The organism is Sinomonas flava (genome assembly GCF_039531875.1).
Classification (GTDB): Bacteria; Actinomycetota; Actinomycetes; order Actinomycetales; family Micrococcaceae; genus Sinomonas; species Sinomonas flava.
The window spans coordinates 1-12,059 of record NZ_BAAAQW010000013.1 but is presented as its reverse complement, the minus strand read 5'-3'; the positions used below and the strand labels follow the sequence as shown (position 1 = coordinate 12,059).

Genomic DNA, 12,059 nt, shown 5'->3' with positions numbered 1-12,059 from the left:
GGTGGAGCGGAGCGAAGCGGCGGAGTCGAAACCCGCCACCAATGAGGGCGCCCTCTGGGGCGGGCGCTTCGCTGGGGGACCGGCGGACGCGCTCGCCGCGCTGAGCAAGTCGACGCACTTCGACTGGCGCCTGGCCCGCTACGACATCGCGGGCTCCCGCGCCCACGCGCGGGTCCTGCACCGGGCCGGCCTGCTCGACGACGCCGAGCTCGCCGGGATGCTCGACGCCCTGGACCGGCTCGATGCGGACGTCACCTCAGGCGCTTACACCGCCGCCGAGTCCGACGAGGACGTGCACGGCTCACTCGAGCGCGGCCTCATCGAGCGTGCGGGCACCCACCTGGGCGGCAAGCTCCGCGCCGGGCGCTCCCGCAACGACCAGATCGCGACGCTCGGGCGCATGTTCCTGCGCGACCACGCCCGGATCGTCGCCCGCGGCGTCCTCGCCACCGTCGACGCGCTCGTGGCCCAGGCGGAGGCGCACCCGGAGGCGGCGATGCCGGGCCGGACCCACCTCCAGCACGCCCAGCCCGTCCTGCTCAGCCACCACCTCCTCGCCCACGCCTGGGCGCTGCTCCGCGACGTCCAGCGACTGCAGGACTGGGACAGGCGCGCCGCGGTCTCGCCGTACGGATCCGGCGCGCTCGCGGGCTCCTCGCTCGGACTCGACCCCGAGGCCGTCGCCGCGGACCTCGGCTTCGACTCCGCAGTGCACAACTCGATCGACGGCACCGCCTCGCGGGACGTCTTCGCCGAGTTCGCGTGGGTCGCGGCGATGATCGGGGTGGACCTCTCGCGGATCTCCGAGGAGGTCATCCTCTGGGCCACGAAGGAGTTCTCCTTCGTCACGCTCGACGACGCCTACTCCACGGGGTCGAGCATCATGCCGCAGAAGAAGAACCCGGACGTGGCCGAGCTCGCGCGCGGCAAGGCGGGGCGCCTCATCGGCGACCTCACCGGCCTGCTCGCGACACTCAAGGGGCTTCCGCTCGCCTACAACCGGGACCTGCAGGAGGACAAGGAGCCGGTCTTCGATGCGGCGGACACCCTCGAGCTCCTGCTTCCGGCGGTCTCGGGCATGGTCGCCACGCTCGTCTTCAACACCGAGCGCATGGCCTCGCTCGCCCCGCAGGGCTTCGCCCTCGCGACCGACATCGCCGAGTGGCTCGTCCGTCAGGGCGTGCCGTTCCGGGAGGCGCACGAGCTCTCCGGCGCCGCCGTGAAGCAGGCCGAGTCGCGCGGCGTCGAGCTCTGGGACCTGACGGACGAGGAGTACGCGGCGATCAGTCCCGCCCTCACCCCGGAGGTCCGCACGGTGCTCTCGACCGAGGGCTCGCTCGCGAGCCGGAGCGCGCAGGGCGGCACCGCGCCGTCCGCCGTCGCACGCCAGCTCACGGCGCTCAAGGCCCAGCTCGCCGACGCGCGCGCCTTCGCGGGCTGACCCTTCCCGGCGGGCATCCGCCGGGCGCATCATCATTGCGTGCAGTCGCGCACGCTCATGGTCGTCGTGGCCCATCCCGACGACGACGCGTACGGGATCGCCGGCTCGATCGCCCTCCACGGCGACGAGCCGGCGTTCCGCTTCGTGCTGGTCCACGCGACCGACGGCGCCGCGGGCCAGATCGCTCCCGGAGTGGACGCGACGCCGTCGACCCTCGGCTCGGTCCGCCGGGAGGAGGACCGCCGCGCCTGGCTCGCCCACGGGCGCGAGCCGGACCGCCACGAGTGGCTCGAGTACGACGACGGGCGCGTCGCCGACGCAGATCCGTCCGATCTGGCCCTGCGGATCCGGGCGATCATGGCCGAGGAGCGCCCCGATGTGGTCTACACCTTCGGGCCGGACGGCATCACGGGACACCCTGACCACATCGCGGTCGGCCAGGCCGCCGACGCCGCGTTCCTGGGACTTGCCTCGGACGGCGGCCCCGGCTTCCGCAGGCTCCTGCACTGGGCCGTGAAGCACTCCTCGTGGCTCACGATGAACCGGGCCCGGCTGCGGCTCGGCCTTCCCCCGTGGGACCCGAAGGAGGTCTACCACTTCCGCGGCGTCCCGGACGACCTCATCGACATGCGGGTCGACACCCGCACCGTCGCCGGGCGCGTTGTCGCCGGGGTCGTGGAGCACCGCAGCCAGCAGCTCTCCCTCATGGCCCCGCCGGCGGGCCTCGATGCGTGGCACTCGATCGCCGCGCGGGAGTACTTCGTCCAGGCGTGGCCCCCTCGCGAGCGCGGGATGCCCATGCTGAGGGACATCTTCGAAGGGCTCTAGGGCAGCCGCACGGTCCCGGCGCCGCCGTCCACCTCGATCCGGTCCCCGGTGGCGATCCGCTCGGTGGCGCCCGGCACCCCCACGACAGCCGGGATGCCGTACTCCCGCGCCACGACGGCCCCGTGCGAGTTCGACCCGCCCATCTCCATGACGAGCGCTCCTGCTGTCAGGAAGAGCGGCGTCCACCCCGGATCGGTCGACGGCGCGACGAGCACCTCCCCGGGCAGCAGCGACGCGTTCCCCGGATCGAGGACCACGCGCGCCGCCGCGGCGACCGTACCGGCGGACGCGGGAACGCCCCTCAGGATTCCCGGTTCCTGCGGCACTCCCGCCGTCCCCGCTCCGAGCGCCGCCTCGGGTTCCGTCCCGTCCGAGAGCAGGACCCGCGGCACATGGCGGCGGCGCATCTCGCGCGCGTAGTCGGCCCGGCGGCGGGCGACGACGGCGCGCAGCCGCCGCACGCCGTCGTCCGCCGCCCCGCCGGCGGTACGGGAGGGCTGCGCGAGTGCGAGCGCCGAGCGGGCTTCTGCGAACGTGAGGAAGAAGATGGCGTCCCGGTCGGGGAGGACGCCCGTGTCGGCGAGGTGCCGTCCGACGGCCAGCAGCTCCGTGCGGACTGCGTCGAAGACGCGGACAAGGAGGAACTTCGGCTCCTCCCGCAGGCCGGCGAGGGCCCGCGCCCGCTTCAGGAACGCTTCGGCCGCGGCTCCGCGGAGCCGGCTGCGGTCCTTCGCGCGGGCGGACAGCGTGCTCGCGGCGTCCTGGCCGGCGCGGGCCGCAGCGGCGAGGGCGCCGGTACCCGGGTCACGCCGGAGCAGTGCGGCGACCATCGACAGCACGGGTGCGGGGTCCTCCCGCCAGCGCGGGACACCGACGTCGATCTCGGCCGCGGCCCGCTGCCCGTACCGCCGGAGGAACCCGGCGATGCCGTCCGCGAGAACCTCCGGGAGCGTGCCCGCGGCGAGCCGTCCGGCGAGGTCCTCTCCGATGCGCCCGGCAAGGTCCCGGGCGGCGTCGGGAGCCTCGCGGCGGACGCGCTCGGCGAGCACGCGGAGCTCCTCGTCCATGAGCGTCGTGGCATTGCCCGGGAGGCCGCGCAGGACCTCCTGGACCTCGCCCGGCCGGGCGATGCCCCGCAGCAGTGCCGCGGCGAGCCCGAGGCTCACGAACCCGGCGGCCGCAACCGGCAGGGTCGCCGGCACGATGGGGAAGGCCTCGCGAGCCATGAGCTCCTGCGCGCGGGCCAGGCGCGCGGCGGGCTCCGCGGGCGTCGGGACGTGCAGGCGCGCCTCGAGGCCGGCGCCGAAGCGCCGGACAGCGGCTCGGCCGGAGTCAGGACGGAGGACGGCGCCGAGCAGTGTCTCGGGCACCCGGTTCCTCAGAGCCATCGGCCCTATCCGGCGTACGAGCCCAAGGGGGGAGCGGGCGGCGAGCGGGAAGCGCGGATCGGACGCGAGGCTCCGCAGCACTGCGGCGGAGCGGGTCTCCATGACGTCCAGCACGCGGGGTGCGAGCTGCCGGCCCGCGCGGCTGCGCAGCACGGCCGTCACATCGACGAAGAGCCGGCCACCGGCCTCGGCGACCACGGCCGGGCCGTCCTCACGGTCGGTGGCGCGGAATCCCGCCTGCCGGGCTACCGAGGAGGCCAGCAGGCGGATGCACGCATGGCCCATCGGCGTGAGCGGCCGCGTGAGGCCCTGGGCGAGGGAGAAGCAGAACCACGCCCGCGTCCCGCTCGTCTGGTCCGTGCGCGTCGGGATGGGATGCAGGGTCGTGATGGGACGGGTCTGGGTGAGCCAGACCTTTGCGTCCGCTGAGATTGCCCATTCCGCGTCCTGAGGTCCGCCGAAGTGCTCCTCGAGGCGACGCCCCAGCGTGACGAGCGTCTCGACGTCGTGCGCGCCCAGGCACAGCCGCGGATCTGCGCCGGCGAGCACGAGCCGCTCGGTGCCGCCGCCCGGGGTGGGCCTGACGGCCAGCGCCTTCGCGCCCACCCGGCTCTCGATGATCCTGCCAGTGGCCGCGTCCGCCACGAAGTGGTCGGGGTCCACCGCCCCGGAGACCACCGCCTCGCCGAGTCCCGGGCTCGCGTCGATGGCCATCCTCGTCCGAGTCCCTGCCACCGGGTCGGCCGTGAACAGGACGCCGGCCACGGCCGCGTCCACGAGCGGCTGGACGACGACGGCCAGCGCCGCCTCCGCTCCCCGGAATCCCGCGCGGCGGCGGTAGGCGACGGCGCGGTCTGTCCACAGCGAGGCCCAGCAGCGGCGGACGGCGTCGAGCACGGCGTCGCCGCCGACCACGTTGAGGAACGTCTCCTGCTGGCCCGCGAAGCTGGCTCCGGGCAGGTCCTCGGTCGTGGCCGAGGAGCGGACGGCGACCGGGACACCCCGGCTGCCCGGCGACGGGGCACCGGCGGACGGGGCGCTGGCGGGCACGAGGGCCGCGTAGGCCTCCAGGACCGCGGCAGCGGTGGTGGGGGACAGGTCCGCGGTGGCGAGCAGGCGGCGCAGGCGGGCGGAGAGCGCGCGTCGCCGCTCGTCGTCGTCCGCCGCGTCGACCTCTTCGGCGAGGCTCTGGCCGGCCGCCCCGAGCGCTTCCCGGTAGGCGGCGGCCAGGACGCAGAACCCGGCCGGGACGTCGAAGCCCGCGGACAGCATCTCGCCGAGGTTGGCGGCCTTCCCGCCAGCCTCGGCGGCCATGGTCGCCCGCAGAGCCTCCAGTGGCAGGACCACGGGCAGCGCGGGCGATGCGCCGCTGCCGAGCACGGCCTCAGGATAGACCCGGCTCGCTCGCGTGTCGTGGGCCGGCGGTACGCTGGCCCCATGGATACCGCTGCTGCCCCCACCTCGCCGGCCGGCCTCGACGACGAGCGCCTCCTCGCAGGCATCGAGAGCGCCGCCGAGGGCATCCGCACCGAGCTCGCGCACCTCACGGACACCTCGGTCTCAGAGGACTCCCTGCTGCCCGGCTGGACCCGCGGGCACGTCCTCGCGCACGTGGCTGGGGTGTGCCGCGGGATGGCCCGCCAGCTCGAGTACGCGGAGCGGGGCGAGCTCATCGAGCTGTACGACGGCGGCCAGGAGGGGCGCACCAAGGAGATCGAAGCGGGCGCGGCGTCGAGTGCCGAGGAGCACCGCGAGCGGACGGGCGCCGCGCTGGACCGCGCCCTCGAGGCGTTCCGCGGCCTCGGCCCCGAGGGGTGGGACCGGCCCATCACGTACCGCAACGGTGTGGTCCGGGACGGCGGCCTCGCCCTCTGGCGCGAGCTCGTCATCCATCGCACCGATCTCGGCACCGGTGCGAGCCAGCAGGGCTGGGACGAGGCGTTCTGCGGCCATCTCCTCGGCTTCCTCGCCGCGCGCGTGCCCGAGGGCATGTCCTTCGCGCTGCATCCCCAGGGCCGTCCGGACCTGCTCATCGGCTCGGGCCCGGACACCGTGGACGTCCACGGGCGTCTGGCGGACATCCTCGCGTGGCTCGCCGGCCGGCCGGTCGACCATGCCTCGGTGCGCGCGGAGCACGCGGGCGAGGCCGTGCCGCTGCCGCAGATCGGCCCGTGGCCGGCCGCGTCGTCGGCGAAGTAGGGCATGCCCGACGATCTGGCCGCGTGGCTGCTCCGGGACCCCGTGCTCGTGGCCCCGGACCTTCTCGGCGCCGTGCTGACCCACACGTCTCCGGAAGGCGCCGTCTCCGTCCGGCTCACCGAGGTCGAGGCGTACCGCGGGCACCGTGACTCCGAGCATCCCGACCCGGGCTCGCACTCCTACAACGGGCGCACGCCCCGCAACGAGGTCATGTGGGGACCGCCCGGGCACCTCTACGTCTACTTCACGTATGGGATGCACTTCTGCGCGAACGTCGTGTGCGGCCCTGCCGGCAGCTCCTCCGGCTGCCTCCTGCGGGCCGGCGAGGTCGTCGAGGGCATCGACCTCGCCCGCTCCCGACGTCCGGCCGCCAAGCGCGATGCGGATCTGGCCCGCGGCCCGGCCCGGCTCGCCCAGGCCCTCGCGATCGGCCGAGGGGACAACGGCGCCGCGCTCGACGGCGGGCGGTTCCGGCTCGAGCCGCCATCCCACCGTGGTGCCGGGGTGCTCTCCGGTCCGCGGGTCGGGGTTGCCGGCCCCGGAGGGTCGGCGGACTACCCCTGGCGGTTCTGGCTCCCCGGCGAGCCCAGTGTCTCCGCCTACCGCCCGGCGAAGCCCCGCCCACGGCCCCAAGCCTGACACCCACGGCCGTCTGATACCCCGGCCGTCTGACGGCTAGGCCGCGTCGACTGGAGCCGTCGCGCCCACACGGTCCGCGCCCGTGAGGTCCCGGCGCTCGAGCCGGGCCAGGAGTCTGGCGCGAACGAGCGGCCACTCGGCTCCGAGGACCGAGAACACCGCCGTGTCCACCCTCGCGCCGTCGTGCCCTGGCCGATATGCGCGCAGGGTTCCTTCGTGCACCGCTCCGAGCTTGAGCAGGGCGTTCACGCTGCGCCCGTTGCGCGTGTCCACCCGGAAGGCGACCCGGCTCAGGCCTAGATCGTCGAAGGCATGGCCCAGCAGGAGCAGCTTCGTCGCCGGATTCATGCCGGAGCCCCAGTGCTCTCGGGCGAAGAACGTCCCGCCCACCTCGGCACGGCCCAGCCGCACGTCGAGATCGTAGAGCCCGGTCGTCCCCGCCACGGCCCCGGTGCCGGGATCGCAGGCGGCGAAGGGCAGAGCCGAGGGGTCCTCGAGCCGCGAGGAGAAGATCTCTGCCAGGTCCTCGACGCACTGGGGCCGGCGCGCGGCCATCCCGGACCACATCGGGACGTCGACGTGGCGGAAGAGGTGCTCCGCGTGCAGGGGCGCAAGCGGCACCAGCCGGACGCCGTGCCCGGCGAGCGTGAGCGCGTGATGCATGCCGACATTGAAGCACCCGGGAAACCCGTCCGGTACGCCGCGGCGGCGGATGTGGATATGAACTTTGGGTAACGTGGAGGCGTGACTGAACCCCACCCCGGCATCACGCCGCAGAGTGACGACGAGGCCCGCCCCGCTGCCTTCGCGGAGCACCCTGTGGAGGACATTCTCGACCGCCTGTGCGCCACGGTCGCCGACTATCCCGCGCCGGGGGTCTCGTTCAAGGACCTCACCCCGGTGTTCGCGGATGCGGAGGGTCTGAGAGCCGTTGTCGACGCCATCGTCGAGCCCTTCGTCGGCCACTTCGACCTCATCGCGGGCATCGAGGCCAGAGGCTTCCTCCTCGCCGCGGCGGCGGCCTACGCGACGGGCACCGGAGTGCTCACGATCCGCAAGGCCGGCAAGCTGCCCCGGGAGACCTACGCCGAGGAGTACGCGCTCGAGTACGGGGCCGCGACCCTCGAGATCCACACGACCGACCTCGCCCCCGGCGCCCGCGTCCTGATCCTCGACGACGTGCTCGCGACAGGCGGCACGGTGGGGGCTGCCGCACGGCTCGTCGAGCGGTGCGGGGCGCACGTGGTCGGCATCGGCGTCGTCCTCGAACTGCCGGCCCTCGGCGGCCGCGCCGCGCTCGCAGGCCGCCCGGTGCACTCGCTCCAGCGGGTCGACTGACCGCTGGAGGGCAGGTTTCGCCGTCGTTCACCCAAATCGCTGTAGAATGGACGGTCCAGCTTTTCAGTATGAGGGGAACGCACAGATGCTCGACGCCGACCTGTCCCACGAACGGGAATACGTCCGGGGCCTCTACGCGCGGCTCGACGAGCTGCGCGAGGAGAAGAGGGGTCAGCTCGACGCCGTCCGCAAGGCCGGGGCAATCGGGTCGATGCAGAATGTTTCCGAGCGTGACGCGTTCGCCGCGATGTACGAGGACCGCCTCGCCCAGCTCGACGCTGTCGAGAACCGGCTCGTGTTTGGCCGGCTGGACTTCGACGGCGGCGAGCAGCAGTACATCGGCCGCATCGGCCTGAGCACCGACGACCTTCGCAGGCTCATGGTCGACTGGCGCGCCCCTGAGGCCAGCCACTTCTACCAGGCCACGGCCTTCGACCGGCAGGGCGTCCGCCGCCGCCGTCATCTCATCCTCCAGGGGCGGGAGGTCAAGGCGATCGAGGACGACGTGCTCGATGCCGAGATGCTCGACGGCTCGACCAGCCACCAGGGCGAGGGCGCGCTCCTGGCGGCCCTGAACTCCAAGCGCACCGGCCGCATGGCCGACATCGTGAGCACCATCCAGGCCGAGCAGGACCGGATCATCCGCGCTCCCATGCCCGGGGCCCTGGTGGTGCAGGGCGGTCCGGGTACCGGCAAGACGGCGGTCGCGCTCCACCGTGCCGCATACCTCCTCTACTCCCACCGGGAGCGCCTCAAGAGCGCGGGTGTGCTCCTCGTCGGCCCATCGTCGTCGTTCATGAAGTACATCGAGAGGGTGCTTCCGTCGCTCGGCGAGACCGGCGTCGTGATGTCCAGCGTCGGCAGGCTCATGCCGGGAATCACGGCCGTCCCCGAGGCGGATGCCCGTGTCGCCGCGCTCAAGGGCAGCAAGCGCATGGTCGACCTCGTCGCGGCCGCGGTCGCGAACCGCCAGCGTGTGCCGGCGGGGGACAGGATCCTCGAGGTCGAGGGCTACAAGCTCCTCCTCACCCCGCGGCAGGTGCGCCGGGCCCGGGACAAGGCCCGGGCCACGGGCAAGCCGTACAACGAGGCCCGCAACACCTTCGTCAAGATCCTTCTGCGTGAGCTCACGGAGCAGCTGCAGTCCAAGGTCGAGGCGAGCAACGCGGGCAACACCGCGGACCGCTCCTACCTGGCCGAGGACGTCCGGCAGTCCCGCGACGTGCGCGTCGCCGTCAACCTGTGCTGGATGCCCATGACGCCGGAGCAGCTGGTCTCGGAGCTCTTCAGCAGGCGCAGCATCCTCGACGCGGTCGGCTCGGCCCTCACGGAGGAGGAGCGCGACCTCCTACGGCGGCCCGCGGACTCGCCGTGGACCGAGGCCGACGTCCCCCTTCTGGACGAGGCGGCAGAGCTCCTCGGGGAGCTCGACGCGACCACGGGCCACGAGGCGGCCCGGCGCGAGGCCGAGCGCCGCCGCGACCTCGAGAACGCGCAGCAGGCCCTGAAGAACGTGGACGCCGCGCTCCGCGAGGTCGGGCTGAACGGAGTGATCGACGCGGAGGACCTCGCTGACTACCAGCAGGGCCCCGAAGCGCGGATGACGGCGGCTGAGCGCGCTGTGGGAGACCGCACCTGGGCCTACGGCCACATCATCGTGGACGAGGCGCAGGAGCTCTCCTACATGCAGTGGCGCCTGCTCGTGCGCCGCTGCCCGCTCAAGTCCTTCACCATCGTGGGCGACATCGCCCAGACGTCGTCGGCTGCCGGCGCGTCCTCCTGGAGTCGGGCACTCACGCCGTTCTTCGGCGACCGCTGGACGCTCGAGGAGCTCACCGTCAACTACCGCACGCCGGCCCAGATCGCGGAGGCCGCCGCCCGGATGGCGGCCGCGGCCGGCCTCGTCGTCTCCGCGCCCAAGGCCGTGCGGGAGGGCCGCTGGGAGCCGATCGTCGACCGCGTGGGCCCGGGAGGCGTCGTCGAACGTCTCCTCGCCGTCCTGCCGGAGGAAATCGAGGCGGCCGACGGCGGTCTGGTCGCCGTGATCGCGGAGGGGAGCCTCGCCGGCACCGCGCGGGAGGCGCTGCGCGGCGCCTACGGGGCCCGCGTCGGCAGCGGCGCGGGCAGCTTCGAGCAGGACATCGTGGTGATCGACCCACGGGAGGCGAAGGGCCTCGAGTTCGACGTCGTCGTGGTGCTCGAGCCCGCGGCGCTGCTGGACCACGAGCACGGCAAGGTCGGCGACCTGTACGTCGCCATGACGCGGCCCACCCAGCGCCTCCGGCTCATCGCCGAGGGACCCATCCCCGCCGGCATCGAGCAGGGCCGCTGAAGCAGGGCAGGGATGCGCTGGGCGACCACGGGCGCTGATACCGTAGAAGCCGTGCCGCAGACAGCAATTCTCGACTCCCAGAAGAACGATCCGAGCTTCCCGAACATCTGGCAGGAGCTCAAGTGGAGGGGACTCGTCCACGTCTCCACAGATGAGGCCGAGCTCGAGAAGCTCCTCGCCGGTGAGCCGATCACGTACTACTGCGGCTTCGATCCCACCGCTCCGAGCCTCCACTTGGGCAACCTCGTGCAGCTGCTCGTGCTGCGCAGGCTGCAGCTCGCAGGCCACAAGCCGCTGGGCCTCGTGGGAGGCTCCACCGGGCTCATCGGCGACCCGCGCCCCACGGCCGAGCGCACCCTCAACACCAAGGACACCGTGGCGGAGTGGGTGGGCTACCTCAAGGCGCAGGTGAGCCGCTTCCTCTCCTTCGAGGGGGACAACGCGGCACGGATCGTCAACAACCTCGACTGGACGGCGCCGCTCTCGGCGATCGACTTCCTGCGTGAGGTTGGCAAGCACTTCCGTGTCGGGACGATGCTGCGCAAGGACGCGGTGGCATCGAGGCTCTCCTCGGACGAGGGCATCTCCTACACCGAGTTCAGCTACCAGATCCTCCAGGGCATGGACTACCTGGAGCTGTTCCGCCAGTACGACTGCCTCCTGGAAACCGGCGGCTCAGACCAGTGGGGCAACCTGACGAGCGGGACGGAGCTCATCCGCAAGGTCGAGGGCAAGACCGTGCACGCCTTGGGCACGCCCCTCATCACGAATTCGGACGGGACGAAGTTCGGCAAGAGCGAGGGCAATGCCATCTGGCTCGACCCGGCGATGTGCTCGCCGTACACCTTCTACCAGTTCTGGCTCAACACGCAGGACGCCGATGTCGTGGACCGGCTCAAGGTGTTCACCTTCCTCACGCGTGCGCAGATCGAGGAGCTCGCGGCGTCGGTCGCGGAGCGCCCGTTCGCCCGGGAGGCCCAGCGCCGGCTCGCCTACGAAGTCACCTCGCTGGTCCACGGCGTCGGGGCCACCGAGAAGGTCATCGCGGCCTCGGCCGCGCTGTTCGGCAACGGCGACCTGGGTGTCCTCGACGAGGGCACGCTCTCCGCCGCGACAGCCGAGCTCTCGACGGCGGCCGTGACGCCCGAGCAGCTCGGGATCGTCGAGCTCCTGGTCGCCACGGGCTTGGCCGAGAGCAAGTCCGCGGCGCGGCGCACCGTCGGCGAAGGCGGAGCGTACGTGAACAACACCAAGGTCACCGATCCGGAGGCCGTGATCCCCGCCGAGGACGCCCTGCATGGCAGGTACTTCCTCGTCCGCCGGGGAAAGAAGCACCTGGCCACGGCTGTCCTCGAGGACTGACGGTCGCGCTGGCGGGCCGCGCCGCCAGCCGACACGCCCGGGCGGTACGCCCGACTTGCGAGGGCAGCAGCCGGGGGGTAATGTATTCCGAGTCGCCAACGCAGAGCGGAGGCGAAAAACCCCAGAACTCAACCGGGAAATGCTCGGACTGCCGGAATTCCGGCCTTCCTGCAGCGCCCCGGATCAGGTTTTCGAAGAAGACGCGGATTTGATTCCGCGGATGAAAACCGGTAGAGTTATGGATCGTGCTTCGGGGAGGCGCAAGGCCGGAACGGCTGAGCGCGTTACCCGGGGGGCCTGTTGTTTGAGAACTCAATAGTGTGCCAAGTTCGTTGATGCCATTTTTTTGATGGTGTTGATTGCCTGGTTGCGTGCACCCCCGTGTGCGTGGCCGGGTTTTTATGCCAGTTTTGGATTGTGCTGGCCGGTTTGGGTGTTTTCCCGCCTTGCCGGCTGGTTCTTCTGTTTTTGACGGAGAGTTTGATCCTGGCTCAGGATGAACGCTGGCGGCGTGCTTAACACATGCAAGTCG

The 12,059-nt window shown here is 72.4% G+C and carries 9 protein-coding genes and 1 rRNA gene; 8 read left to right on the top strand and 2 right to left on the bottom strand.

Features of this window, described 5'->3' with window-relative positions:
* Window position 1 precedes the first annotated feature (1 nt).
* Complete coding sequence (gene argH, locus ABD298_RS17090) at window positions 2-1,441, top strand: argininosuccinate lyase (protein WP_425564476.1); 1,440 nt, start codon at window positions 2-4, stop codon at window positions 1,439-1,441.
* A gap of 39 nt (window positions 1,442-1,480) precedes the next feature.
* The gene (locus ABD298_RS17085) at window positions 1,481-2,269 is read left to right on the top strand and encodes a PIG-L deacetylase family protein (RefSeq protein ID WP_344301014.1); all 789 of its coding nucleotides are present in this window, start codon (window positions 1,481-1,483) and stop codon (window positions 2,267-2,269) included.
* Here ABD298_RS17085 and ABD298_RS17080 read toward each other — a convergent pair.
* Window positions 2,266-4,971 (bottom strand): PEP/pyruvate-binding domain-containing protein, encoded by a 2,706-nt coding sequence (locus ABD298_RS17080; RefSeq protein ID WP_425564479.1) that lies wholly within the window; start codon window positions 4,969-4,971, stop codon window positions 2,266-2,268. The genes ABD298_RS17085 and ABD298_RS17080 overlap by 4 nt on opposite strands.
* 123 nt (window positions 4,972-5,094) lie before the next feature.
* On the opposite strand from ABD298_RS17080, the gene ABD298_RS17075 reads away from it, so the two are divergent.
* Both ABD298_RS17075 and ABD298_RS17070 read left to right on the top strand, forming a co-directional pair.
* Window positions 5,095-5,856 carry a maleylpyruvate isomerase family mycothiol-dependent enzyme gene (locus ABD298_RS17075; protein WP_344301012.1) on the top strand — a complete coding sequence of 254 codons (762 nt, stop codon included), beginning with the start codon at window positions 5,095-5,097 and terminating at the stop codon, window positions 5,854-5,856.
* Between the two features lie 3 nt (window positions 5,857-5,859).
* A complete protein-coding gene (locus ABD298_RS17070) occupies window positions 5,860-6,495 on the top strand; it encodes a DNA-3-methyladenine glycosylase (protein WP_344301011.1) in 636 nt (211 codons plus the stop codon).
* A gap of 36 nt (window positions 6,496-6,531) precedes the next feature.
* Here the strand turns inward: ABD298_RS17070 and ABD298_RS17065 are convergent, their stop codons facing one another.
* Entirely contained in the window at window positions 6,532-7,158 is a 627-nt protein-coding gene (locus ABD298_RS17065; protein ID WP_344301009.1) for a GNAT family N-acetyltransferase, read from the bottom strand.
* Between the two features lie 156 nt (window positions 7,159-7,314).
* On the opposite strand from ABD298_RS17065, the gene ABD298_RS17060 reads away from it, so the two are divergent.
* The 4 genes from ABD298_RS17060 to ABD298_RS17045 all read left to right on the top strand — a co-directional run.
* Window positions 7,315-7,833: an adenine phosphoribosyltransferase gene (locus ABD298_RS17060; protein ID WP_344301075.1), complete on the top strand. Its 519-nt coding sequence runs from the start codon at window positions 7,315-7,317 to the stop codon at window positions 7,831-7,833.
* Window positions 7,834-7,918: 85 nt separating this feature from the next.
* On the top strand, window positions 7,919-10,165 hold the full coding sequence (locus tag ABD298_RS17055) for a HelD family protein (protein WP_344301008.1): 2,247 nt from the start codon (window positions 7,919-7,921) through the stop codon (window positions 10,163-10,165).
* Between the two features lie 51 nt (window positions 10,166-10,216).
* A complete protein-coding gene (tyrS, locus tag ABD298_RS17050; RefSeq protein WP_344301007.1) occupies window positions 10,217-11,527 on the top strand; it encodes a tyrosine--tRNA ligase in 1,311 nt (436 codons plus the stop codon).
* A 468-nt stretch (window positions 11,528-11,995) separates the two neighbouring features.
* Window positions 11,996-12,059, top strand: a 16S ribosomal RNA gene (locus ABD298_RS17045); the annotation flags it as partial.